Consider the following 24,625-nt stretch of genomic DNA (forward strand, 5'->3'; position numbering starts at 1 on the left):
CCTCATGGTCATCTCCCATCATCTGAGCCCGAGCCCGCGGGCGATGATGCCGCGCAGGATCTCGCGGGTGCCGCCGCGCAGCGAGAACGAGGGCGCGTGCAGCGTGGTATAGGCCAGCACCTGCGCGAAGGCGCGGGACTCCGGCGTCGGCGGCCCCTCGGCGACGAGGTCGCGGGCGATCTCGGGGATCTCCTGCTCGACGAGCGCGCCGAGATCCTTGACCATCGCGGCCTCCAGCGCCGGATCGGCCCCGGCCTGGAGCAGGCCCGCCACCGAGCGCGACATCCTTCGCAGCGTGATGAGCTGTGCTCCCAGCCGGCCGAGCGCGACCTCGGCCCGGGCGTCCGCCGCCGGCCGGAGCGCCCGCACCAGTTCGACGAGGAGCCAGAACGACGACAGGAAGCGCTCCGGCCCGCTGCGCTCGTAGGCGAGCTCGCCGGTGACCTGGGCCCAGCCCTCGCCCTCGCGGCCCAGCAGCGCGTCCTCGGGGAGGAGGACATCCTCGAACACCACCTCGTTGAAATGGTGCTCGCCGAGGAGGTTGCGGACCGGCCGGATGGTGATGCCCGGCAGGGTCAGGTCGACGATGAACTGGCTCGTGCCGGCGTGGCGCTGCTCGCGGTCGAGCGGTCCGGTGCGGCAGAACAGGATCATCAGGTGGCAATGGGTGGCGTTGGTGGTCCACAGCTTGGTGCCGTTGACCCGCCAGCCGCCGCCCTCCCGCACCGCCCGGGTGCGGACCGATGCGAGGTCTGAGCCGGAATCGGGCTCGCTCATGCCGATGCAGAAGAAGCACTCGCCGGCGGCGATCCTTGGCAGGATCGCGGCTTTTTGCGCCTCGGTGCCGTAGCGGAGCAGGCTCGGGCCGCTCTGGCGCTCGGCGATCCAGTGCGCGCCGACCGGCGCGCCGGCGGCGAGCAACTCTTCGAGGAGCACGTAGCGTTCGAGGGCCGAGCGCTCCTGCCCGCCATACCGCGTCGGCCAGGTCAGCCCGAGCCAGCCCCTGGCCCCGAGCTTGCGCGAGAAGGCGGGGTCGAGGCCGTTCCAGCTCTGGGCCCGGTCGATCGCGGCACGATCAGCGAGTTCCGCTGCCAGGAAGGCCCGGACCTCGGCCCGGAAGGCTTCCGCCGCGGGGGAGGGGGGTGGCGGCGGGAAGGTGAATTGCGACATCGCGACGATCCTTCAGGCGGCCGTGATCGCGGGCCACAGCCCGTCGGGGCCGGCGGCGATCAGGTGGCGGCCGAGGCCTTGCGCCCATTCGGCCTCGCGCCCGAAGGCGTCGCGCCAGGCCCGCAGGCGGCCGGTATGGTGGTGCAGCCGGTGCTCCGCCGTGAAGCCGATCGCGCCGTGGATCTGGTGGGCGATGGCCGCGCCCTGGCCCGCCGCCTCGCCGGTGCGGACCTTGGCGGCGGCGACCGCCGGCAGCAGCCCCGGCCCCGGTTCCCTCGCCCAGTCCGCCACCGCCTCCGCCGCGAGGTCGGCGGCGGCCGCCGCCGAGGCCGCCTGGCCGGCGAGCACCGCGAGGTTCTGCTGCACGGCCTGGAACTGGCCGATGGCGCGGCCGAATTGCCGGCGCTCGCGGGCGTAGTCCACCGTCATGGCGCTGACGGCACCGAGCGCGCCGGCGATCATCAGGGCGCGGGTCGCGGCGCCCGCCGCCCGCAACTCGGCCGCACCGAACGGAGCCGGGGCGCTGTCCGCCGCGACCGAGTCGACGCGCAGGGCGTCGCTCGGATCGCCGGCGATGTCGGTGCCGGGCTCGACCGTGAGCGCGTCCCGCGGCAGCACGACGAGGATCGGCCCGCCGGGGCCTTCCGCCAGGGCGACGACGGCCCGGGCGTGCCGGCCGAATGCGACGCCCCAGGCGTGGCCGGTCGCGCGGCCGGCCGCATCGAGATGGATCTGCGACCCTTGCGCGACCGCGAGCGGCCCGGCCGGCACCGCGATCCCGGCGCGGGCGAGCAGGAGGCCGGCCAGCATCGTGTCGGCGAGCGGCAGCGGCAGGGCGTGGCGGCCGGCCACCGTCAGGAGCGACAGGGCGTCGGCGACCGGCACCCCGAACCCGCCGGCCTCCTCCGGCAGGATCGCGGCGGGCAGGCCGACCTCGTCGAGGGCGGACCACAGCGCCGCGGGCCATGCGCCCGCGGCGGCCGTGGCGCGCGCCTGCGGGGTCAGGCGATCGGCGAGCAGGCGATCGGCGGTCTCGCGCAACATCGCGCCGGCATCGTCCGTGGGAGATTCCGTCATGTCAGCGTCCCTGGAAGGAGGGCCGGCGCTTCTCCAGGAAGGCGGTCTTGCCCTCGTGGTGGTCGGCGGTCTGGAACAGGGCGGCCTGGGCGCTGCGCTCCCAGTCGAGCACCTCGTCGATCCCGCGCGCCAGCCATTCCTTGGCCATCGCGGTCGAGAGCGGCGCCAGGCCCTCGTAGGCGCGGGCGAGCGTCACAGCCCGGTCGAGGGCGTGGCCGTCCGCCACGACCTCGTCAACGAGGCCGATTGCGAGGCCGTCCCGGGCGCCGACCGGGCTTGCCTGGAGCAGGATCTGGCGGGCGCGGCCCTGGCCGACCCGGGCCGGCAGGGTGTGGAGCAGGCCGGCATCGGCCACGAGCCCGACCTTCGGGAACGAGGCGACGAAGCGCGCGCCCTCGGCGGCCACGATCGTGTCGCACAGGAGCGCGAAGCTGAAGCCGGCGCCGGCGGCCCAGCCCTCAACGGCGGCGATGTAGGGCTTTCCCGATTTCACGATCGCCCGGACGATGGCGTGGAGCAGCCGGAATCGGTCGCGCCCGCCGGCGAGCCCATCGGCCTGCATCGCCGTGAGGTCGCCGCCGGCGCTGAACACCTGCGTCCCGCCGGTGAGCACGACCGCCCGGATGGCGGGATCGCGCTCGATGCGCTCGATCGCCTCGGCGAGCGCGACCCGGATCGCCGGGGTGAGCGCGTTGCGCTTTCCCGGCTCGTTGAGGGTCAGGATCGCCACCACGCCGTCGCGGCGCTCCAGCAGCACGGGGTGATCCGTCACGCTCATGCCTCCACCTCCTCTGTGCCCGCGAACACCGCGCGCCCGTTGTTGATCACCACCACGTCGCGCTCCGGCACGCGCGCCCGGAACGAGCCGTCGCGCCAGATCTCCACCCGCACGGTCTCGCCCGGATAGACCGGCGCGGAGAAGCGCAGGGCGAGCTCCTGGAAGCGGCCGGGCTCGTAGTCCCCGAGCACCCGCAGCAGCGCGTGGCCGACGAGCCCGAGGGTGCACAGCCCGTGCAGGATCGGGCGCGGGAAGCCGGCGCGTGCCGCCACCTCGGGATCGGCGTGGAGCGGGTTGTCGTCGCCGTTGAGGCGGTAATAGAGCGCCTGCTCGGGCCGGGTCGGCATCTCGACGATCGTGTCCGGCGGGGTCTCCGGGAGGGCGTGCGGCTCCGCCACCGGGCCGGAGGGACCGTTAAAGCCGCCGTTCCCGCGCAGGAAGGTGGTGCTGCGCGTCGTTGCGAGCAGCGTGCCGTCGGCGTCCCGCACCTCCTTCTCCGAGTAGAGCAGGGCGCCGCGTCCCGCGCCCTTGTCGACGAGCCCGGTGATGCGGGTGGTGCCGACGATCTCGCCCTCGACCGGGAGCGGCCGGTGCATGGCGATGCGCTGCTCGCCGTGGACGACCCGGACCGCGTCGATGCCGGTCGCCGGATCGGCCATCCAGAAGCCGGGGTGACCCAGCACCACCGACATCGTCGGCACGGCCTTCAAGGGCCGATGTCCGTCGACGAAGTCGAGCTGGCGGGCGTCGAGCGGGTCCTGCCCGAACCCGACCGAGAGCGCGTAGAGCACGCTGTCGCGCCGCGTGAGGTGCTGGCGCACCTCCGGGATGCGATGGCGCATCAGGGAATCGTAGATGAAGGGCATGACTTTAGCAGCTTTCGCTAGGTCTGTTCGGTAAAGACGGAGCGCGGGATCCCTTCTCCAGGCAATATTGGGCCTGCCAAGTGATACTCGCCTTGTATCACTGCAGAATGTGGGAGAGGGGTAGGGGCGATTGGAGATCGGGCAGGGGTGGAGACGATTCAGAATGAGGCTCCGAACGCCGAGCTGTGCAGCTCGGCGGTCCAGGATCATTGCGGAAGCCGAGCCACCCTCACCCCCGACCCCTCTCCCACACGGGAGAGGGGAACCGCGCTCGACTTCGATGTGTCGGAGACATTCGATTCGGCTGAGGCGGCCTCCGCCCGCCGCCGCGGCCACAGGCTCGCCAGGCCCCGCGGGCACAGGCAGAGCACCGCGACCAGCACGATCCCGAGCACCAGCTTGTCGCCATAGGCGCCGAGCGAGGCGAAGCTCTTCTGGGACAGGAGCAGCGCGGTGCCGAGGAGCGGCCCGAGCAGGATGCGCCGCCCGGCGAGGATCACCGCGGTCAGCATCAGCACGAGGAAGTAGGTGTCGAACAGGTCGGTGCCGACATAGGCGCGCTGGAAGGCGTAGAGCCAGCCCGCCGCGGCGCTGATCACCGCCGAGAGCAGGAAGACCTGGAGACGGATGCGGGTGCCGTCGAGGCCGCACATCGTGGCGAGCCGCGGGTTCATGTGCACCATCAGCGCCGCCTGGCCGAGGCGCGAGCGCCGGAAGCGGTGGACGACGTAGAGGGTGACGAGCAGCAGGGCGTAGGCGTAGGGCCAGAACTCGGCGCTGCGCCCGGCGGTCAGCTCCAGCGGGCCGATCGACAAATCGAGGGGCGGGATGCCGACGATGCCGTCCGAGCCGCCGAGGAAGTCCCAGTTCGAGGCGATGTTCATGCACACCACCGCCGCCGCGTAGGTGACGAGCGAGAACGCGAATTCCCGCGTGCGCAGCGTGATCAGCCCGAGCACCAGGGCGAGCAGGAGCGCCGCCAGCACCGCGCCGGCGAGCGCCGTCCAGGCCCCCAGCCCGTAGGTGACGGTGAGGATCGCCGCCGCGTAGGCGCCGGTGGCGAAGAAGGCGGTATGGACGAGGCTGATCTCGCCGAGATCCGACAGGATCACGTCGAGGCCGTAGGACATCGCGGAGAAGATCGCGATCGCCACCAGGGTGTCGTAGACGAGCGGCGCGCCGCCGAGCAGCCCCGGGAGCAGGAAGCCCGCGACGGCGAGCAGGCCAGCGAGGGCGAGGCGGGGGAGGGCGAGGCGGGGAAGGGAATGAGTCATCGGGCAAAGCTCCCGGAGGCCGACAGCGCGCCCGGCCGCAGCACCATCGCGGCGATGAGGAGGGCGAAGACCGCCGCCGTGGTGTAGGCCGGCGAGACGAGGGCGCCGAACAGCGCCGTGAACAGGCCGATGCCGAGGCCGGCGGCGTAGCTGCCAAGCACGCTGCCGATGCCGCCGAGCACCACCACCACGAAGGTCATCACCACCTGGTCGAAGCCCATCGAGGTCAGGATCGGGGTGCGCGGGGCGACGAGCGCCGCCGCGAAGGCGACCGCCGCGCCCTCGAAGGCGAAGATGCCCATGTAGATGCGCGAGACCCGCAGGCCTCCGAGCGCCGTCAGCCGCGGGTCCTCGGCCACCATCCGGACCGCGGCCCCGAGCCAGGACCGGTGCAGCGCGAGGTAGAGGCCGGCAAAGACCAGGATCGTCGCCCCGACCAGGATCGCGTCCTGCACGGTGAACCAGACGGCTCCGAGATGGACGCTCATCTCCTGGAACGGGCTCGCCAGGGTCTGGGGCTTGGGGCCGAAGGCGAGGCCGGCCGCGCCTTCGAGCGCCTGGCCGAAGCCCAGCGTCACGATCATCAGGCTCACCAGGTCCTGCGACAGCGTGAGCCGCAGGAACAGGCGCTGCATCACCGCGCCGAGGACGGCACCGAGCACGACCGCGGCGAGAACCGCGGCCGGGTAGGGCAGGCCGGTCGCCGCCATCACCCACCAGGCCACGAAGGCGCCGATCATGTACATCTGGCCGTGGCCGAAATTCACGAGCCGCGCCGCGCCGAGGAGCAGCGTCCAGCCGACCGCGACGAGCGCGTAGGCGTGGCCGATGATGACGCCGTTGACGAGTTGCTGGGCGACGTTCATCCGTGGCTCGCTCCGAGATAGGCCTCGACGATGCGCGGGTCGTTGCGCATCTCCGCCACCGAGCCGGTGGCGACCACGCGGCCGCGCTCCAGGAGATGCAGCACGTCGGTGACCTCGGCCGCCGCGTGCACGTTCTGCTCGACGAGAAGCACCGTCAGCCCGCCCTCGACCAGTTCGCGGATGGTGGCGAGCAGCGTCGCGACGAGGCGCGGGGCGAGCCCGATCGAGGGCTCGTCGAGGAGGAGGAGCTTCGGCGCCATGCGCAAGGCCCGGCCGACCGCCAGCATCTGACGCTCGCCGCCCGACAGCGAGCCGGCGAGGTTCGCCCGGCGCTCGCGCAGGCGCGGAAACAGCGCGTAGACGTCCGCGACCGCGTAGGTTCGCCCGCCGTGGCTGCCGCGCGGCCGGGCCACCGCCTTCAGGTTCTCCTCGACGGAGAGGCCGAGGAACACGCCGCGCCCCTCCGGCACGAGCTGGAGGCCGCGGCGCACGCGCTCCTCCGCCGAGAGCCCGGCCAGTTCCTCGCCGTCGAGGCGGACGGATCCTGTGATGCGCGGCTCGGCCCGCGACCAGTTGGCGACCGCGTTGATCAGCGTCGACTTGCCGGCGCCGTTGGCGCCGATCACCCCGGCGAGCGTGCCGGGCGCGACGACGAGATGCTCGACCGCGACCGCCTCGGCCCGGCCGTAGGCGACGTGCAGGCCGGCGATCTCGAGCCGCGCGCTCACGCCGCCCTCCCGAGATAGGCCGCGAGCACGCGCGGATCGGCCTGGATCTCGGCCGGCCGGCCAGACGCGATCGGCTCCCCGAGTTCGAGGACCACGACCTCGTCGGCGATGGCCATCACGAGGTCCATGTGATGCTCGATCAAGACCACCGCGAGACGATCGTCGCGCATCCGCTCCAGCACGCCCCGGAGCGCGATCATGTCCGGGCCGCCCAACCCCGCCGCCGGCTCGTCGAGGAGCACGACCCGCGCGCCGGGCGCGGCCGCGAGCGCGATCGAGAGCATGCGCTGCGTGCCGTAGGAGAGCTCGCCCGGCAGCCGCCCGTGGGTGGCCTCGGGCACGTGGTAGGCCAGCAGGTGGGCCCGCGCCTGCGCCTCGATCGCGCGCCGCCGCCGCGCCTCGATCCAGGGCAGAAACACCGATTGGGCGAGCGGGCTCGGGCGGCTCTCCATCAGGGCCGCCGCCATGTTCTCCAAGACGGTCATCCCGCCGAAGAACGCGTTCTGCTGGAAGGTGCGACGCAGGCCGGCCCGCGCCAGGTCGTGGGCGGGCCTGCCCGTCACGTCCGCCCCGTCGAGCCGGATTCGCCCGCCATGCGACACCATGTTGGTGGCGGCCATGAAGCAGGTGCTCTTGCCCGCGCCGTTCGGCCCGATGATGCCGAGGATCCGGCCGGCGCAGACCGACCACGACATCGCCCGCAAGGCCTGGAACCCGCCGAAGCGGACCGACAGCGCCTCGACGGCGAGAACCGGTGGGGGATCAGCTCTCGACGACAATCTTGCCATCCTTGACCGTGAACACGAAGTGCCGGTGCTGCATCTGGCCGTTGGGCTCGAAGCGCACGGTGCCGAAGATCGTGTCCGGGATCTCCTGGCCGCGGATCGCACCGGCGACCGCCTTGCGGTCGAGGGTGCCGGCCTTGGCCACCGCCTTGGCCCAGACCTGGAGCGAGGCGGCGCCGAGCGCCATGAACTTGTCCGGTTCGGTCCTGAACTGCTTCTGGACTTGCGCGACGAAGCGCTTGTTCTCCGAGTTGCTCGCGAAGGGCTCGGTCTCGGGAAAGTAGATGTCGGCGCTGTGGAGCCCGTTCGCCGCCTTGCCGGTGGTCTCGATCACGCTCGGGCCGACCGTGCCGACGGTGCAGACCACCGGCGCGCCGACCTGGCCTTGCGCGTATTGCTGCAGGAAGGCCGGCAGCCCGGCGCCCTCGTTGGCGTTGATGCTGATGACGTAATCGGGCTTGGCGTCCCGGATGCTGGTGATCTCGACCCGGAAATCGGTCTGCGGGAACGGAAACTTGAGCGTCTGGGCGATGGTGTAGTCGAGGCCAGCCTTCTTGAACTCGGCCTCGATGCCCTGCTGGGCGCCGTTGCCGTAGGCGTCGTTCTCGGTGACGAAGACGATGCGGGCCTTTTTGGTCTTGCTGCCGAGATACTGCGCGATGATCGCCGCATCCTGCACGTTGGCGCTGTTGAGGCGGATCGCCAGCGGGTTCGAGGCGCTGGCCAGGATCGCGTCGGCCTTCGAGATCATCGTGATGTCGAGGATGCCGGCCCGCGCCAGCACCGATTGCATCGCCAGCGTCACCGGGCTGTTCCAGCCCTCCAGCACCACCGCGACCCCGGCCGCCGCAAGCTCGTTGGCCTTGGCGACGCCGATTGCCGGCGTGCTCTCGTCGTCGCGCACCAGGATCTCGACCGGCCGGCCGAGCACGCCGCCGCCCTCGTTGACGAGCGCCGCCATCGCCTGGACCGCGTGGGCGACGTCCTGCCCCTGCCGGCCGGCGCCGCCGCTGAGCGGGATGATGAGCCCGACCTTGATCGGATCCGCCGCCCGCGCGAGGCCCGGCACGAGCGGGGCCGCGGCGAGCCCGGCCAGAACGCTGCGTCTCGATAGCACGTTCGTTCCTCCCATATTTGAGCAAGTATTTTTTGACGTTTCTTGCTCGTTTTATAAGTTATAACATTGTTTTTTGACGCCGTCTATCTGTATATATGCACATTCGCGACGCGGAGAACATCATGGCTCAAGCGGGAACAGTGCTGGTTGCGGGCGCCGGCGGGCTGGTCGGGCGGGCGGTGATCGACCATTACTTGAGCGCAGGCTGGGAGGTGATCGCCCTGTCGCGCCGCCCGCCCGAGCCGGCGACGGGGGCGGCGCATCTCGCGGTCGATCTGTCGGATGCCGCGCAGTGCCGGGCGCGGCTCTCCGAGATCCGCAACCTCACCCATGTGGTCTACGCGGCGCTCTACGAGAAACCGGACCTCACCGGCGGCTGGCTCGACGACGACCAGATCGCCACCAACCTGGCGATGCTGACGAACCTCCTCGACGCGGTCGAGCCGCGGAATCCGGGGCTCTCCCACATCGCCCTGCTCCAGGGCGCCAAGGCCTACGGGGTCCATCTCGGCCAGATCCCGGTCCCGGCCCGCGAGAGCGCGCCCCGCCACATCCACCCGAACTTCTACTGGGCGCAGGAGGACCTTCTGGCCGACAGGCAGGCCGGAAAGGATTGGAGCTTCACGATCTTCCGGCCGCAGGTGGTGTTCGGCTTTGCGGAAGGCAGCGCCATGAACATGGTCGCGGCGGTGGGCGCCTATGCGGCGATCAGCCGGGAGCTCGGACTTCCGCTGGTCTATCCGGGCACCGGCACCCGCGTCACCGAGGCGACGGATGCGCGCCTGCTCGCCCGGGCCATCGCCTGGGCCGGCCGCACGGCGGCGGCGGCGAACCAGACCTTCAACGTCACCAACGGCGACGTCTTCACCTGGGAGAATCTCTGGCCGGTGATCGCCCGCGCGTTCCGGATGGAGGTCGGCCTGCCGCACCCGATGCCGCTCGCCCGCATCCTGCCGGGCCGGGCCGCCACCTGGCGGGACATCGTGGCGCGCCACGGCCTGCGGCCCCTGTCGCTCGACAGGCTGGTCGGCGCCTCGTGGCAATTCGCCGACTTCGCCTTCTCGCGCACCCACTCGACCGCCTCGCTGCTCAGCACGATCAAGATCCGGCAGGCGGGGTTCGGCGAGTGCATCGATACGGAAGCGTCGCTGGCCTGGTGGCTGGCGGATCTCCAGGAGCGGCTGGTGCTGCCGGCTTGATGCGACCGGCGCCGGTCCGAAAGAGGGGAGGGGATCAGTCACGGATCACCCCCTTCTCCCGCAACCTCGTGCGCTCCGCCTCGTCCACGCCCAGCGCGGCCAGTACCTCGCCGGTGGCCTCGCCGAGGGTCTGCGGGGCGATGCGGTAGGTCGCGGGCGTGCGCGACAGCCGGCTCGGATAGCCGATCACCGTGACGGGGGTGCCGTCCGAGCGCTCCATCCGCTTGAGCAGGCCGCGGGCCGCGACCTGCGGGTCGGCGAGGATCTGGTCGATGCGGTTGATCGGACCGCCGGGCACGCCGCCCGCCTCCATGGCGGCGAAGAAGTCGGCCGAGGTCCATTGCCGGATCGCCGCGCCCAGGGTCGCCTCCAGCTCCCGGCGGTCGCGCAGGCGCCCGACATTGTCGCGAAAGCGCGGATCGGCGGCGAGTTCGGGGAGATTGAGGAGCCCGCACAGGCTGCGGAACTGCCCGTCATTGCCGCAGGCGACGAGCACGTAGCCGTCCGCGGTCTGAAACTCGCGGTAGGGCACCACGTTCGGGTGCGAGTTGCCGAGCCGGCCGGGGGTCAGCCCGCCGACGATGTGGTTCATGCCCTGGTTGACCAGGACCGCGACCTGGCTGTCGAGAAGGGCGCAGTCGATGTGCTGGCCCTCGCCGGTCGCGGTGCGGTGGTGGAGCGCGGCGAGGATCGCGGTCGCGGCGTAGAGGCCGGTGAACAGGTCGCTCACCGGCAGCCCGACCTTGATCGGCCCGGCGCCCGGCTCGTCGTCGGGCCGCCCGGTGACGCTCATCAGGCCGCTCATGCCCTGGATCAGGAAGTCGTAGCCGCCCCGCCCGGCATAGGGCCCGGTCTGACCGAAGCCGGTCACCGAGCAGTAGATCAGACCCGGATTGGCCCTTGAGAGCGACGCGTAGTCGAGGCCGTAGCGGGCGAGCGCCCCGGTCTTGAAGTTCTCGACCACGATGTCCGCCCGCTCGGCGAGCCGCCGCACCAGGGCGGCACCCTCCGGGTCGCCGAAATCGATCGCGACGCTGCGCTTGTTGCGGTTGGCGCAGAGATAGTAGGCGGCGTCCGACGGCCCGTCCGGCCCCTGCACGAAGGGCGGGCCCCACAGCCGCGTGTCGTCGCCCGTCTCCGGCCGCTCGATCTTCCAGACCTCGGCCCCGAGATCGCCGAGGATCTGCGATGCCCAGGGTCCGGCGAGCACGCGGGAGAGGTCGAGGACCGTCAGCCCGTGCAGCGGGCCGTGTGGTGCGCCCGCCTCCGGTCCGTCCGCCGCGCGTGTTGGATCCGCGTCCGCCAAAGCCGCGCTCCTCCCGTTGGTCTTCTTCGTTTCATGTGTTGAAACGTGTGTTCAAAACAGTGTAGACCGATCGCCGGCGGATGCAACGCCGTCCTCGCGTGCCGCTGCGCCGACCGGGAGAGTGATCGCGGATGCCGTCCTTCGAGCCCGTCACGGCGGCCCTGCGGGTGCTGGAGGTCCTGCGCGCGCTCAACCGCCTGCGCGAGGCGAGCGTCGGTGACCTTTATCGCGAGACCGGCCTCAACCGGCCGACCATCGTCCGGATGCTGGAGACGCTGATCCATGCCGGGCTGGTGGCGCGCCACCCGACGAAGGCCGTCTACGTCACCACCGGGCGCACGCTCGAACTCAGCAGCGGCTACCAGACGCACGAGGAGATGGCGCTCGCCGCCGCCCCGATCCTGGCGCGGCTGCATGCCGGCCTGCAATGGCCCTCCGACGTCTCGGTCTTCGACGGCGACGCGATGGTGGTGGCGCGCACTAGCCGCAGCGAGGGCGTGCTGCACTTCAACCGCCGGCCGGGCTACCGGGCGCCGCTGCTCGGCACCTCCCTCGGCCTGGCGTTCCTGGCCTTCTGCGACCCGCAGACCCGCGCCCGGGCGCTCGCGGCGCTCGGCGGGTCGGACGACCCGTGGAACGCCGTCATCCACCATCCCGAGACGCTCGACCGGCTGCTCGCAAGGGTGCGGGAGCGGGGATACGCCAGCATGAACCCGGACTACTCGCGCACCTCCTACAACGGCATCGCCTCGGCGATCGGCGTGCCGGTGCTGATCGGCGGGGTCGCGGTCGGGAGCCTCAACCTGATGTACCTGCGCAACTCCCTCGACGAGGCCGACGTGGTCGCCCGCTTCGTCGCGCCGCTGCGGGAGGCGGCGGCGCAGATCGCGGAGGCGCTCGCCGCAATGCGCGGCAGCTAGACGGCGCCCAAGCACGTTGCGCCACGGCGTTGGAGGCCCGTGGTGACGTTTATCATGAGCTGCCCCCTTTCCCGGATCTCCTTCCGCTGACGCCTCAGCCGTCCGGGAAAGGGCGAGCGTCACGAGCGATAGTGCCGACCGGTCACGGTGCGAAGTTGAGCCTCAGACCCGGTCGCCGCCACGGCATCCGCACCAGCTGCCCGGTTCCCGACAGCGTCACGTAGGCGGTCCGAAGATCCGGCCCGCCGAAGCAGATGTTGGTGGTGTAGACGTCCGGCATCGGTACGCTCTCCACCAGTTCCCCCTCCGGCGAGATCACGGTGATCGCACCCGTCATCAGGGTCGCGACGCAGATGTTGCCCGAGGCCTCGACCGCGAGGCTGTCGTAGCGCTCGTAGCCGGCCTGGTTGAACAGGAAGCGGCCGCCCTGCGGCGACGGGAACGGGTGACGCCGGATCCTGCCCGGCTCGGCGAGGTCGAAGCCCCAGAGCCGCCCGCCCTCGGTCTCGGCGACGTAGAGCACCGTCTCGTCGGGCGAGAGCCCGATGCCGTTCGGGGTCAGGATCGGGTGCACCACCTCGGTGATGAACGAGCCGTCGGCCTTGGCGTAGTAGACGCTGCCCTGGTCGCGGTCGCGGTGGCGCGCCTTGCCGAGGTCGGTGAAGTAGAAGCCGCCGGCGCGGTCGAAGACGATGTCGTTGGGCCCCTTGAGCCGATGGTCGCCGCACCGGTCGTAGAGCAAGGTGCAGGTGCCGGTGCGGGGATCGACCCGCTCGATCCGCCCGCCGGAATAATCGTCCGGCGTGCCGACCGGCCGGATCATGCCGGGCTCCTCGTGCCAGGCAAAGCCGCCGTTGTTGCAGACATAGAGCATCCCGTCCGGCCCGAGGGCGAGGCCGTTCGGCCCGCCGCCGGGCTCGGCGATGACTGAGACCGTGCCGTCCGTCGCCACCCGCGAGACCGTCCCGCGGGCGATCTCGACCAGCGCGATCGACCCGTCCTCCAGGACGACCGGCCCTTCCGGGAAGCGCAGGCCCGTCGCCATCACGGTGATGTCGGTCATTGGGTTCCTCCGTGTTGTGTTCGACAGGGCTGTGCCTCAGTTCCCGCCGTAGGGACGCTCGCGCCACCACGGATAGGCCTCCGGCATGTCGGCCGAGACCCGCCCCGAGAAATCCGGTGCCCGCTTCTCGAAGAACGAGGTCACGCCCTCCTTGACGTCCGGGCTGCGGCCGCGCTCGGCCAGAAGCCGGCTCTCGATCCGGTGCGCCTCCATCGGATGGTCGGCCCCGAGCATCCGCCACATCATCTGCCGGGCGAGCGCCACCGAGACCGGTGCGGCGCTCGCCGCGATCTCGCGGGCCAGCGCCCGGGCCGCCGGCAGGAGGTCGTCGGGCGCGTGCAGGCTGCGCACGAGGCCGCTCGCCAGCGCCTCCTCGGCGGGGATCATCCGGCCGGTGGCGACCCATTCCATCGCCCGCTGCATCCCCACGGCGCGAGGCAGGAACCAGGACGAGCACGCCTCCGGCACCAGCCCGCGCCGGGTGAACGGGAAGGCGAAACGGGCATTCGTCGCGGCGAGCCGGATGTCCATCGGCAGCAGCATGGTGGCGCCGACCCCGACCGCCGCCCCGTTCACCGCCGCGATCACGGGCTTGACGGATTCGTAGAGGCGCAAAGCCAGGCGCCCGCCGGAATCGCGCAGGGCCTCGCCGTCGCCACCGGCCCGGCCGGCGACGTCGAAGCGCGAGGCCCCGGCCGACATGTCGGCGCCGGCGCAGAAGCCGCGGCCGCCTCCGGTCACGATCACCGCGCGCACGGCGTCGTCGCGGTCCGCCCGGTCGAGGCAGGCGACCACGCCCTCGCGCATCGTGGCCGTGAAGGCGTTCAGCTTGTCCGGCCGGTTCAGCGTGATCGTCAGGACCCCGTCGTCGAGGTCGGACAGGACTTCCGGGCCCGTATCAGCGGCCATAGGCGATCTCCTCCCCGCGGCGGGCGAGCCGGCGGAACTTCTCGCCCGCGACGTCGACGGCGCGGGCGTCCGCGGCGTTGCCGTCGAGCGCGCGCCGGTAGACGCCGGCGACGATCGCCGCCCAGCGAAACAGCGAGAACACCACGAAGACGTCGAGGTCGGCCGGCACCGGGCGCCCGGCCGCCTCGCTGTAGGCGGCGACGAACTCGGCCTCGTCCGGGAGGCCCGGCACGTCGAGCCCGGCGAGCCCCTGCTCGGCCGGCGTGGTGCGCCAGGGCAGCAGGCAATAGGCGAGGTCGGCGAGGGGATGGCCGAGCGTCGAGAGCTCCCAGTCGAGGACCGCGATCACCCGCGGCTCCTCCGGGTGGAGCATTAGGTTGCCGAGGCGGTAGTCGCCGTGGGCGATGGCCGTCTCGTCGGGGACGTCGCCATGCGCCGCGAGCCAGGCGATCAGCCTGTCCATCGCCGGCTCCGGCGCGAGGTCGGCGGCCCGGTACTGCTTCGTCCAGCGCGCGACCTGGCGCCCGACGTAGTTGCCGGGGCGACCGTAATCGCCGAGGCCGATCGCACTCGGATCGAGCCGGTGCAGGCGCCCGAGCACCCGCGCCGCGTCGAGGAAGGCCGCCCGGCGATGGCCAGGATCGACCCCCGGCATGTCGCGCTCGGCAAAGACCCGGCCGTCGAGATGGTCCATCACGTAGAACGGAGTGCCGATGACGCTGGAATCGTCGCAATAGAGCCGGACCTTGGGAACCGGCACGTCGGTCGCGGCCAGCGCGCCGAGCACCCGGTACTCGCGGTCGACCGCGTGGGCGGAGGGCAGGAGGAGGCCGCCCGGCTTCTTGCGCAGCACGTAGGCGCCGGCGGGTGTGGCGAGGTGGAAGGTCGGGTTCGACTGCCCGCCCTGGAACTGGCGCACCACGAGCCCGTCCGCCGCGCCGGGCAGGAGCGGGGCGAGGTGGCGCCGCAGCGCCGCCTCGTCGAAGCGATGGTTCGGCAGCACCGGGACCAGGGCCGGCGCACCGGTCGCCGGCGCCTCAGCCCTCGGCATGGGGTGGGCGTCCATCGCGTGTCCTCGCGGGATCGGGGCGCAGGCGGGGCATCAGCGCGGCCCGCCCTTCACGATGAGCGCATCGGCGGCGACGATCCGGTCCCTCGCGCCGATGAGCGGGTTGATCTCCATCTCGGCGACCGCCCCGCCCGCATCGGCGGCGAGTTCGGAGAAGCGGCACACGATCTCGGCGAGACGCGGCACGTCCACCGCCGGCGCGCCGCGAAAGCCGTCGAGCAGGGCCGCCCCTTTCAGGCCGCGCAAGCTCGCCTCGGCCTCCGCGCGGCTCACCGGCGCGAGCAGGAGCGCGGTGTCGCGCAGCACCTCGACGAGGATCCCGCCGAGGCCGACGACGACGAGCGGGCCGAATTGCGGGTCGTGCCGGGCGCCGACCATGATCTCGACGCCCCGCGGGATCATCGGCTGGACGACCACTCCCCGGAAATCCGGCCTCGGCACCACGGCTTCGACCGCGCCCAGGATCTCCGTATAGGCGCGCTCGACCTCAGCCGCGCTTCCGAGGTCGAGCTTGACCAGCCCGGCCTCGGTCTTGTGCAGGATGTCCGGGCTCTCGCCCTTGAGCACCACCGGAAAGCCGAGGGCTCGCGCGGCGGCTTGCGCCTCCGCCGCGGACGAGACCAGCCGGTCCTCCACCACCGGGATGCAGTAGAGCGCCATGACGGCCTTGGCTTCCCGCTCGGTCAGCGAGGTGCCCCTCGCCTCCCGGAGCAGGGCCTCCATCCGCGCCTTGGCGCCCGGGTCCGAGATCCGGTCCGCGCGGGTCGGGCCGGCCCGCCGCAGGGCGTCGCGCCGGTGCCAGGCACGGATCGCGGCAAAGCAGCGGTCCATCGAGTGGAACAGCGCGAGGTGCGGATCGCTCTCGGTCTCGTGCGCGCCGGGACCGCCGAGCCATTCCGGCGCCCAGACGTTGCACACGAGCTTCTGGTTGGCCGCGGCCGCGCGGCTGAACACCGGCAGCCGGACCGTCGCCGAGTCGTAGGCGTAGGCGTGCGAGGTCACCATGACGCCGTAGAGCGGGTCGGCGAGCAGCGCCCCGGCGCAGGCCGCGAGGCTGTCCGCCGAGCCGATGACCTGGGCGGTCACGTCGCACGGGTTGCGGGTCGAGCCGTATTCCGGCACCTGCGCGGCGAGCACGGCGGCGGCCTCCGGGCCGGGCTGCGGCAGGCTCACGCCGTGCGCCTCGGCCTTGTCGGCGGCGATGATGGTGGCGCCGCCCGACGTCGCGATCACCGCGACGCCCGGCGCCCGCGGCCGGCCCGCCTTGGCGAAGAACGCCGCCGCCTCGACCAGGGCCTCGAGCCGGTCGACCTGGATCACGCCGGCCCGCGCGAAGCCCGCCGCGTAGGCCGCGTCCGATCCGGCGAGCGAGCCCGTATGCGACAGGGCCGCCCGCGCGCCCTCCTGGCCGGTCGCGATCTTGTAGAGGACGAGCGGCTTGTCGGCCTCCCAGGCGAGGGAGGCTGCCCGCAGCATCCGGCCCGGATCGGCCATGCCCTCGAACAGGCAGGCGATCGCCCGGCAATGCGGATCCCGCGCCAGGTAGGCGACGTGGTCCGCCACGTCGACGTCGCAGGAATTGCCGGCGGTGAGGACGTGGCTGACCGAGACGCCGCGCTCGATCCCCTGCGCCATCGAGAAGCCGAGCGAGCCCGACTGGCTCACGATCCCGATCGCGTGCGGCTGGAGCGGCCGGCGCCCGGGCATCGCCGAGAAGGTGAGGCCGGCCCCCGTGGCGTAGTTGACGAGACCGATCGTGTTCGGCCCGACGAGGCGCATGTCCGCGTCCCGGGCGATGTCGACGAGGCGCTGCTGGAGCGCGACGGGCTCGGGCTTGCCCGTCTCCGCAAAGCCGGCCGCCAGCACCAGGACCGCGCCGACGCCGTTCTGCGCGCATTCGCGCACGACCGGCTCGACCGCCTCGCGCGGCGTCGCGATCACGACGCAGTCCGGGACCTCGGGCAGGGCCGCGACGCTCGGGTAGCAGGGCCGGCCGGCGAGCTCGGCGTGCCTGGCGCTGATCTGGTAGACCCGGCCGTCGAAGGCCTTGAGGTTGGCGACCGTGCGGCTGCCGAAGGCGTTCGGCCGCTCGGATACCCCTACGACCGCGACGCTCTCGGGCGCGATGAGCCGCCTCATCGCCTCCGGCGCGTAGGGATCGCGCCGGGCGCTCCCGCTCGCCGTCATCGGAAGGCGGCCGGGCAACGGGCGGAGCAAGCCTGCCCATCGCCGGGGCGGCGGGCGGGCGCGGGCGTTTCCCTCATGATTGATTTCATTCTATGAAATGCTCTTTCATTCATTGTCGAGCATGTCAGAGCCTCTGTAAAGCCACCAATCCGCCGGCCGGGCTCGGGCGGCGAGGGTGAGCGGGTCGGCCTGACACGCTGTCCGGAGGGAAGTCTTCCGGACCGCGTATCAGATCACGTCCTGCACCCGCACCCAGGTCGCCTCGAGGTGGCGGGCGATCACCGCGGCGAGGCGCTCGGCGTCGCGCGCCTCGAGGGCCGACACCATCTCCTCGTGCTCGGCGACGGCGCCGGCCCATTTCTCCGGCGCGTCGCTGCCGACGAAGCGGATGCGGCGCAGCCGCGACTGGATGCCCTCGTGGGTGGCGGCGAGGAACGCGTTGCCCGACAGGGTCGCCAAGCCGGCATGGAAGGCCTGGTTTCGCTTGAAGTATTCGAGCCGGGTGCGGGTTGCGTAGTAGCCCATCATCTCGTCGTGCAGCCGGCGCAGGGACGCGATCTCCGCGTCGCTCGCACGCTGGCAGGCGAGGCGGCCCGCCGTCGTCTCCAGGGCTGCCAGCACGTCGAGCATGTCGCGCACGTCGCCGGGCGTCAGGCGGCGCACCACCGCGCCGCGCCCGGGCACCAGCTCGATCAGGCCCTCGCTCGCCAGGAACTTCAGCGCCTCGCGCAGCGGCGTGCGCGAGACCCCGAGCGCCTGCCCGAGCTGGCCCTCGTGGATGCGGCTCCCGGGCGCCAGATGGCCCTCGATGACGAGGTCGCGGATGCGCCCGACCAGCTCGTCGTGCAGCGTCCGCCGGCTGACCGGCACCAGCTGGTCGAGGGCCGGTGCCCCCTCGTTGCTCACGTCCATCCCCCGCCTCGCCGCCGCGCCTCCTCCTAGCATGGGGCCTCGTCCTCCTGCCACTCGCGCCCCGCCCACGGCCACCGCAGGCGCCACGCATCCTGTCTTCCTGCATACAGCATTCTTGCGTGCAGGTGAGCCCGGGTCTATACGGTGGTCAATCCGAGGAAACGCCAGGACTCCGCCATGCCCGACAGGTCCGCCGACCCGCTGCGCCCCGTGCTCGCCGTCGCCATCGGCGACCCGGCGGGGATCGGGCCCGAACTCGCCGCCAAGGTCGCGGCCGATCCGGAGATCCGCGCCGCCGCCCGCCTGCTGATCGTCGGCGATGCCCGTGTCCTCGAGTGCGGCGCCGCGCAGGCCGGCCTGTCACTCGACGTCGAGGTACGGCGCCCGGGCCAGGACCCGACCCCGGGCGAGCGCCCGGTGCTGCTCGACCTCGGCCATCTCGACCCGGATTCCATCACGCTCGGCGAGGTGCAGCCGGAGGGCGGCGCTTTCGCGCTGCGCAACTTCCGCGAGGCGATCGGGCTCGCGGCCTCGGGTGTCGCGGGCGCGGTCTGCTTCACGCCGTTCAACAAGGCGGCGATGCGCCTCGCCCACCCGCCCTACGACGACGAGATCGGCTTCACCGCCGAGGTGCTGGGCCTGAAGGACGTGCCGGCCAAGGAGTTCAACATCCTCGAAGGGCTGTGGAACGCCCGCATCACCTCGCACGTGCCGCTCTCGGCGGTGGCCTCGCTCATCACCTACGACGCGGTGCTGGAGGGGCTGCGGCTGACGAACCGCTCGCTCAAGGACAGCGGTTTTCCCGCGCCCCGCATCGCGGTGGCCGGGCTCAACCCGCATGCCGGCGACGGCGGCAATTTCGGCCACGAGGACGACGCGATCATCGCACCCGCGGTCGCGGCCGGCCGGCAGGAGGGCATCGACGCCCAGGGGCCGTTCCCGCCCGACACCGTCTTCCTGCGCGCGACCAAGGGCGCCTTCGACGCGGTGCTGACGATGTACCACGACCAGGGCCAGATCGCCATGAAGCTCATCGGCTTCGACCGCGGCGTGACCCTGCTCGGCGGCTTCCCGTTCCCGATCTGCACCCCGGCCCACGGCTCGGCCTACGACATCGCCGGCCAGGGCATCGCCAATCCGGGCGCCAGCCGGGCCGCCCTGCTCCTCGCCGCCCGGATGGCGGGCAGGGGAGCGGTGCGGCAGGCGGCGTGAGCGCCTGATCGGCGCAATCCGCGCGACGACGTCACCGGCATCCCCCCGCGACCTCATTATGGTGTCGCGGGTTAGGGCGAAGCGGACAATGAGAAAACCAAAGCAAGAAACCGCACGATCATGACCAGCCATGGCGACGGGAGGAAACCATGTTCGGGTATCGCCGCGGAGGCGCGCCGCTCAACGTCCTGATCCTGCTCTCGGTGATGTCGTTCCTGCTCTACGTCGACCGAGTCAACCTGTCGACGGCGGCCTCCTCGATCCAGGCCGAACTCGGGATGACAAACACCCAGCTCGGCATCGCCTTCTCGGCCTTCGCCTATTCCTACGCGGTGTTCCAGGTCGTCGGCGGCTGGATCGCCGACCGGATCGGCTCGCGGGTCACGCTGCTCGTCTGCGGCCTGATCTGGGTGCTGACCACGATCGGCACCGGGCTCGTCGGCAGCTTCGCGGCGCTGCTCGCCGTGCGCTTCGTCCTCGGCATCGGCGAGGGCGCGACGCTGCCGGCCGCCGGCCGGGCGCTCACCAGCTGGACGCCGCGCGCCAAGCGCGGCTTCGCGCAAGGCGTCACCCATTCCTGCTCGCGCTTCGGCAACGCGGTCACGCCGCCGCTCGTCGCCTTCCTGATCCTCACCCTGTCGTGGCGGATGTCGTTCATCGTGCTCGGCGCGGTCACGGCGGTCTGGGTCGTCGTGTGGTGGTTCTACTTCCGGGACGATCCGCGCACCCATCGCGGGGTGGTGGCGGGCGACCTCGCCGACGTGCCGGCCTACTCCCTGAGCAAGGGCAAGGCCGACGCGGTGCCGTGGGGGCCGCTCCTGCGCCGCATGGCCCCGACCATGATGGTATATTTCTGCTACGGCTGGACCGGCTGGCTGTTCTTCACCTGGCTGCCGGTGTTCTTCAAGCACGGCTACAACCTCGACATCAAGAACTCGGCGATCCTGTCCTCCGGCGTGTTCTTCGCCGGCGTCGTCGGCGACACCGTCGGCGGGGTGATCTGCGACTGGGTCTATCGCCGCACCGGCAGCCTGGAGGCGGCGCGCGCCCGGGTCATCCTGGTGAGCTTCCTGGGGGCGGCCGCCTTCCTGGTCCCGGTCCTGTTCGTGCGCGACCTCGCGGGAATCGCGCTCCTGCTGAGCGGCGCCTTCTTCATGATCGAGCTGACGATCGGGCCGATCTGGGCCGTGCCGATGGACGTGGCGCCGCGCCACGCCGGCACCGCGAGCGGGCTGATGAATGCCGGCTCGGCGGTGGCCGGCATCATCTCGCCGATCCTGTTCGGCCTCATCATCGACGCGACGCAGAACTGGACCCTGCCGTTCGCCGGCTCGATCGGCCTGCTCCTCGTCGGTGCCGCCGCGACCTTCTGGATCAAGCCGCAGGTGCAGGTGGCGGGCTCGGCGCAACCCGTCCCGCACGCGGTCCCGGCCGCGTGAGCGCCGCGATGGCCGATCCCCTCGCCCTCCTGAACGAGGTCCTGCCCGGGGGGATCGTCGACGCCCACCACCACCTGTGGGCGCTGGGGGAGGGGCACTACCCCTGGCTCCAGGAGGGCTATGCCGGCGCGGCGTTCTTCCTCGGCCCCTACGAACCTCTCCGCCACGACTACGCGGTCGCCGACCTGCGGCGGGATTGCCTCCCCTTGCGCCTCGCCGCCACCGTTCACGTCGAGGCCGAGCGCGCCCGGAACGAGCAGGTTGCGGAGACCCGCTGGATCGACGCCGTGCGCGCCCGCGATCACCTGCCGGGCGTCACGGTCGGCCACGTCTCGTTCCTCCAGCCCGATCTCGACGCGGTGCTGGCCGCGCACCGCGAGAGCCCCGCCTTCCGCGGCGTGCGCTCGAAGCCGGTCACCGCCGCGGCGCCCGGCCTGTCGGTCGCCGGCGAGCCGGGCTCGCTCCAGGACGAGGCGTGGCGGGCGGGCCTCGCGCGCCTGGCCGCGCACGGCCTGTCCTGGGACCTGCGGGTGCCGTTCTGGCATCTCGCGGAGGCCGCCGAGGTCGTGGCCGGGCTGCCCGGCCTCACCGTCGTGCTCAACCATTGCGGCCTGCCGCTCGACCGCTCGGCGGAGGGGCTGTCCGCCTGGCGCCGGGGCATGGAGGCCCTGGCGGCCCTGCCGCAGGTCAGCGTCAAGCTGTCGGAATTCGGCCTGCGCGGCGGGCGCTTCGACGAGGACAGCACCGTGCGGGTGGTCGCCGAGACGGTCGCGCTCTTCGGTGACGACCGGGTGATGTTTGCCAGCAACCTGCCGGTCAGCGGCCTCTCGGCCGATATCCCGCGGATCGTCGGCGCGGTGCTGCGCGGGCTCGCAACGCGTGATCCGGCGCGCCTGCGCAAGGTGTTTTCGGAGACCGCGCGGCGGGTCTACCGGATGACGCACGATATTGCAGAGAGGCGGGCAAGTTGACCGGAGCCCGTTCCTCCACCCTCGGCCCAGGAATGACGAGGTGATTGTCATGTCTGCCTGAGAACAGGCATCGATCGCGTCTCACAAGAACAACAATCGGCCCCGCAACGCCAGACAAACCGTGGGAGGAACCATCATGTCCACCATCGCCCTTCCGGCCGCGAGCGCCGGTCTCCCGGTCCGGGACGCGGCCTACAGGAAGGCGACGGCGCGGATCGTGCCGCTGCTGATCCTGGCCTTCCTCGCCGCCTATCTCGACCGGGTCAATGTCGGCTTCGCCAAGCTGCAGATGGCTTCCGACCTGCAATTCAGCGACGCGGTCTACGGCGCCGGTGCCGGGATCTTCTTCCTCGGCTACTTCCTGTTCGAGTTGCCGAGCAACCTGATCCTGCACCGGGTCGGCGCGCGCACCTGGCTCGCCCGGATCATGGTGACCTGGGGCCTGATCTCGGCCGCCACGATGCTGGTGCAGACCGCCTGGCAGTTCTACGCCGTCCGCTTCGCCCTCGGGCTCGCCGAGGCCGGGTTCATGCCGGGCGTGATCTACTATCTCAGCGCCTGGTTTCCGGCCGAGCGCCGCGGTCGCGTGGTGGGCCTGTTCTTCATCGGGCTCGGCGTCGCCGGGCTGATCGGCGGGCCGCTCTCGGGCCTGATCCTCGGCCACATGTCGGGCGTGCTCGGCTATGCCGGCTGGCAGTGGCTGTTCCTGCTCGAATCCCTGCCGAGCGTCGCCATCGGCGTCGCGCTGCTCGTCCTCCTCGAGGACCGTGTCGAGCAGGCGCGCTGGCTCGACGCCGACGAGAAGGCCGCGATCCTCGAGGACATCGCCGCGGAGCGCCAGGCGAAGCCGGCGCTGACGCTGAGGGCGGCGCTGACCAACCGCTACCTGATCCTGATGACCGGGATCTTCTTCATCTGCAACCTGTGCCTCTACGGCCTGAACTTCTGGCTGCCGACGCTGATCACCAACATGGGCGTCAAGGACCCGGCGATGGTCGGCCTCGTCTCGGCCCTGCCGAGCCTGTGCGCCATCGCCTCGATGGTGCTGGTCAGCCGCAGCTCCGACCGGTTCCGCGAGCGCCGCTGGCACCTCGCCGGGCTCTACCTGATGGGCGCGGTCGGGCTCGGGCTCTCGGTGCTGTGGCAGAGCCAGCCGGTGCTCGGCGTCCTCGCGCTCTGCATCGCCACCGCCGGCATCCTCGCCATCCCGCCGCTGTTCTGGAACCTGCCGACCGCGATGCTCTCGGGCGTCGCCGCGGCGGGCGGGCTCGCGGTGCTCAACTCCTTCGCCAACCTCTCGGGCTTCTTCGGCCCGGCCATCGTCGGCTGGACCTCGCAGGCGACCGGCAAGACCGAGCTGTCGATCCTGTTCCTCGCCGCCACCCTGGTGCTCGCCGCCGGCCTGATCTTCCTGATCCCGGCCCGGCTGGTGAACCGCTGACAGAAACCGCCGCCCAACGGGCCGGGAGAGCCCCGGGCGGATCCTCGGAGGAGACACCATGGACGCCACCATCGCCGGATCCGGCGCCGCCGCCGGCACGGCCGCCACGCGGGTGCGCTGGCGCATCTTCGGGATCGTGTTCGTGCTCGTCGTCATCAACCTGATCGACCGCACCGCCCTGTCGATCGCGATGCCGACCATCGCCCGCGAGTTCGACCTCTCGCCGACGATGCAGGGCGTGATCCTCTCGGCCTTCTTCTGGACCTACGCGGTGCTCCAGGTACCGGGCGGCTGGCTCATCGACCGCTACGGCCCGCGCCGCCTGATGGCGGGCGCCACCATCGCCTGGGGGCTGTTCCAGTCGCTGGCCGCCCTCGCGACCGGCGGGCTGTCGCTCCTCCTGACCCGGCTCGGCCTCGGCGCGGCGGAAGCTCCCCTGTTTCCCGCCGGCGCCAAGCTCAACGCGATCTGGCTGTCGCCGCAGGAGCGAGGCCGCGGCGCGGTGCTGATGGATTCGGGCTCGCCGCTCGGCGCCGCCTTCGGCGGCGTCATCATCTCGTTCCTGATCCTCGCCTTCGATTCCTGGCGCCTCGCCTTCCTCGCCGCCGGCCTCGGCACGATCGTCCTCGGGGGCCTCGCGTGGCGCACCCTGCGCGACGATCCAGCCCTGCACCCGCAGGTCAACGCCGCCGAGCTGTCCGCCATCCGGGCGGTGCCGGAGGGCCGGCGCGCCGCGGTCCCGGCGCCCCGGATCGCCGCCCGCTCGCTCGCCGGCCTGATGCTCGGCCGGATGGCCTGGGCGATGATCAATTTCGGCCTGCTCACCTGGGGCCCGAGCTACCTCGCCCAGGCCCGCGGCTTCGACCTGAAGCAGATGGGTTCCGCGACCTTCGTGATCTTCCTCGCCGGCATGACCGGCTCGCTGTTCGCGGGCTTTGCCGCCGACGCGCTGTTTTCCCGCGGCTGGTCGCGCGCGGTCGTCTATCGCGGCATGCTGGGATTCTCCGGGATCGCCATCTTCGCGACCTTCGTGGCCCTGCCGCAGGTCGCCGACCCCGTCGGCGCGGTGGCGCTGCTCTCGGTGACGCTGTTCTTCCTCTACTGGGGCAGCCTGTACTGGAGCCTGCCGCCGCTGCTCGCGCCCACGGACAAGGTCGGCCTCGTCGGCGGGATCATGAACTTCGCCGGCTCGGCCAGCGGCATCGCGGTGCCGATCGTCACCGGGATGATCCTGCAAGCGACCGGCGCCTACCTCGCCGTGCTGCTGTTCTTTGCCGCCTGCGCGCTTGTCTACGTCGCCGGCACGATGCTGATCGCCTATCCGAGGGCCTGACGC

General features: G+C 71.8%; 22 protein-coding genes. 7 read left to right on the forward strand and 15 right to left on the reverse strand.

Annotated features, from left to right (window positions below; genetic code table 11):
* Positions 1-18: 18 nt before the first annotated feature.
* The 9 genes from ACS5PV_RS16940 to ACS5PV_RS16980 all read right to left on the reverse strand — a co-directional run bounded on the left by ACS5PV_RS16940 (position 19) and on the right by ACS5PV_RS16980 (position 8,661).
* Positions 19-1,170, reverse strand: a complete 1,152-nt coding sequence (locus tag ACS5PV_RS16940; protein ID WP_455396506.1) for an acyl-CoA dehydrogenase family protein — start codon at positions 1,168-1,170, stop codon at positions 19-21.
* Between the two features lie 12 nt (positions 1,171-1,182).
* On the reverse strand, positions 1,183-2,247 hold the full coding sequence (locus ACS5PV_RS16945) for an acyl-CoA dehydrogenase family protein (protein WP_455396507.1): 1,065 nt from the start codon (positions 2,245-2,247) through the stop codon (positions 1,183-1,185).
* A gap of 1 nt (position 2,248) precedes the next feature.
* Entirely contained in the window at positions 2,249-3,025 is a 777-nt protein-coding gene (locus ACS5PV_RS16950) for an enoyl-CoA hydratase/isomerase family protein (protein ID WP_455396508.1), read from the reverse strand.
* Positions 3,022-3,891, reverse strand: a complete 870-nt coding sequence (locus tag ACS5PV_RS16955; RefSeq protein WP_455396509.1) for a MaoC/PaaZ C-terminal domain-containing protein — start codon at positions 3,889-3,891, stop codon at positions 3,022-3,024. The genes ACS5PV_RS16950 and ACS5PV_RS16955 overlap by 4 nt, the downstream gene beginning before the upstream one ends.
* A gap of 206 nt (positions 3,892-4,097) precedes the next feature.
* Positions 4,098-5,165 carry a branched-chain amino acid ABC transporter permease gene (locus ACS5PV_RS16960; protein WP_455396510.1) on the reverse strand — a complete coding sequence of 356 codons (1,068 nt, stop codon included), beginning with the start codon at positions 5,163-5,165 and terminating at the stop codon, positions 4,098-4,100.
* Positions 5,162-6,031, reverse strand: coding sequence for a branched-chain amino acid ABC transporter permease (locus ACS5PV_RS16965; protein WP_455396511.1), 870 nt, complete (start codon positions 6,029-6,031; stop codon positions 5,162-5,164). The genes ACS5PV_RS16960 and ACS5PV_RS16965 overlap by 4 nt, the downstream gene beginning before the upstream one ends.
* On the reverse strand, positions 6,028-6,759 hold the full coding sequence (locus ACS5PV_RS16970) for an ABC transporter ATP-binding protein (RefSeq protein ID WP_455396512.1): 732 nt from the start codon (positions 6,757-6,759) through the stop codon (positions 6,028-6,030). The genes ACS5PV_RS16965 and ACS5PV_RS16970 overlap by 4 nt, the downstream gene beginning before the upstream one ends.
* Positions 6,756-7,538: an ABC transporter ATP-binding protein gene (locus ACS5PV_RS16975; RefSeq protein ID WP_455396513.1), complete on the reverse strand. Its 783-nt coding sequence runs from the start codon at positions 7,536-7,538 to the stop codon at positions 6,756-6,758. Before ACS5PV_RS16975 ends, ACS5PV_RS16970 begins: the two co-directional genes overlap by 4 nt.
* The gene (locus tag ACS5PV_RS16980; RefSeq protein WP_455396514.1) at positions 7,522-8,661 is read right to left on the reverse strand and encodes an ABC transporter substrate-binding protein; all 1,140 of its coding nucleotides are present in this window, start codon (positions 8,659-8,661) and stop codon (positions 7,522-7,524) included. Before ACS5PV_RS16980 ends, ACS5PV_RS16975 begins: the two co-directional genes overlap by 17 nt.
* A 122-nt stretch (positions 8,662-8,783) precedes the next feature.
* Between ACS5PV_RS16980 and ACS5PV_RS16985 the strand changes: the two genes are divergently transcribed.
* Positions 8,784-9,860: an SDR family oxidoreductase gene (locus tag ACS5PV_RS16985; protein ID WP_455396515.1), complete on the forward strand. Its 1,077-nt coding sequence runs from the start codon at positions 8,784-8,786 to the stop codon at positions 9,858-9,860.
* A 34-nt stretch (positions 9,861-9,894) separates the two neighbouring features.
* On the opposite strand, the gene ACS5PV_RS16990 is transcribed toward ACS5PV_RS16985, so the two are convergent.
* A complete protein-coding gene (locus tag ACS5PV_RS16990; protein WP_455396516.1) occupies positions 9,895-11,166 on the reverse strand; it encodes a CaiB/BaiF CoA transferase family protein in 1,272 nt (423 codons plus the stop codon).
* Between the two features lie 131 nt (positions 11,167-11,297).
* Between ACS5PV_RS16990 and ACS5PV_RS16995 the strand changes: the two genes are divergently transcribed.
* Positions 11,298-12,086 (forward strand): IclR family transcriptional regulator domain-containing protein, encoded by a 789-nt coding sequence (locus tag ACS5PV_RS16995; protein WP_455396517.1) that lies wholly within the window; start codon positions 11,298-11,300, stop codon positions 12,084-12,086.
* Positions 12,087-12,228: 142 nt separating this feature from the next.
* On the opposite strand, the gene ACS5PV_RS17000 is transcribed toward ACS5PV_RS16995, so the two are convergent.
* The 5 genes from ACS5PV_RS17000 to ACS5PV_RS17020 form a co-directional block, all read right to left on the reverse strand.
* Entirely contained in the window at positions 12,229-13,149 is a 921-nt protein-coding gene (locus ACS5PV_RS17000; protein ID WP_455396518.1) for an SMP-30/gluconolactonase/LRE family protein, read from the reverse strand.
* A 36-nt stretch (positions 13,150-13,185) separates the two neighbouring features.
* A complete protein-coding gene (locus tag ACS5PV_RS17005) occupies positions 13,186-14,058 on the reverse strand; it encodes a crotonase/enoyl-CoA hydratase family protein (RefSeq protein WP_455396519.1) in 873 nt (290 codons plus the stop codon).
* Positions 14,048-15,124, reverse strand: coding sequence for a phosphotransferase (locus ACS5PV_RS17010; RefSeq protein WP_455396520.1), 1,077 nt, complete (start codon positions 15,122-15,124; stop codon positions 14,048-14,050). Before ACS5PV_RS17010 ends, ACS5PV_RS17005 begins: the two co-directional genes overlap by 11 nt.
* A gap of 36 nt (positions 15,125-15,160) precedes the next feature.
* The gene (locus ACS5PV_RS17015) at positions 15,161-17,266 is read right to left on the reverse strand and encodes an acetate--CoA ligase family protein (RefSeq protein ID WP_455396521.1); all 2,106 of its coding nucleotides are present in this window, start codon (positions 17,264-17,266) and stop codon (positions 15,161-15,163) included.
* Between the two features lie 276 nt (positions 17,267-17,542).
* Positions 17,543-18,226, reverse strand: a complete 684-nt coding sequence (locus ACS5PV_RS17020) for a GntR family transcriptional regulator (protein WP_455396522.1) — start codon at positions 18,224-18,226, stop codon at positions 17,543-17,545.
* 177 nt (positions 18,227-18,403) lie between these two features.
* On the opposite strand from ACS5PV_RS17020, the gene ACS5PV_RS17025 reads away from it, so the two are divergent.
* The 5 genes from ACS5PV_RS17025 (at position 18,404) to ACS5PV_RS17045 (ending at position 24,622) form a co-directional block, all read left to right on the forward strand.
* On the forward strand, positions 18,404-19,438 hold the full coding sequence (locus ACS5PV_RS17025; protein WP_455396523.1) for a 4-hydroxythreonine-4-phosphate dehydrogenase PdxA: 1,035 nt from the start codon (positions 18,404-18,406) through the stop codon (positions 19,436-19,438).
* Positions 19,439-19,587: 149 nt separating this feature from the next.
* Positions 19,588-20,877, forward strand: a complete 1,290-nt coding sequence (locus ACS5PV_RS17030; protein WP_455396524.1) for an MFS transporter — start codon at positions 19,588-19,590, stop codon at positions 20,875-20,877.
* Positions 20,878-20,885: 8 nt separating this feature from the next.
* The gene (locus ACS5PV_RS17035) at positions 20,886-21,848 is read left to right on the forward strand and encodes an amidohydrolase family protein (protein ID WP_455396525.1); all 963 of its coding nucleotides are present in this window, start codon (positions 20,886-20,888) and stop codon (positions 21,846-21,848) included.
* 136 nt (positions 21,849-21,984) lie between these two features.
* Positions 21,985-23,289: an MFS transporter gene (locus ACS5PV_RS17040; RefSeq protein WP_455396526.1), complete on the forward strand. Its 1,305-nt coding sequence runs from the start codon at positions 21,985-21,987 to the stop codon at positions 23,287-23,289.
* Between the two features lie 58 nt (positions 23,290-23,347).
* Positions 23,348-24,622: an MFS transporter gene (locus tag ACS5PV_RS17045; protein ID WP_455396527.1), complete on the forward strand. Its 1,275-nt coding sequence runs from the start codon at positions 23,348-23,350 to the stop codon at positions 24,620-24,622.
* Positions 24,623-24,625: the final 3 nt, after the last annotated feature.

It is taken from the genome of Methylobacterium sp. Gmos1 (assembly GCF_053764715.1).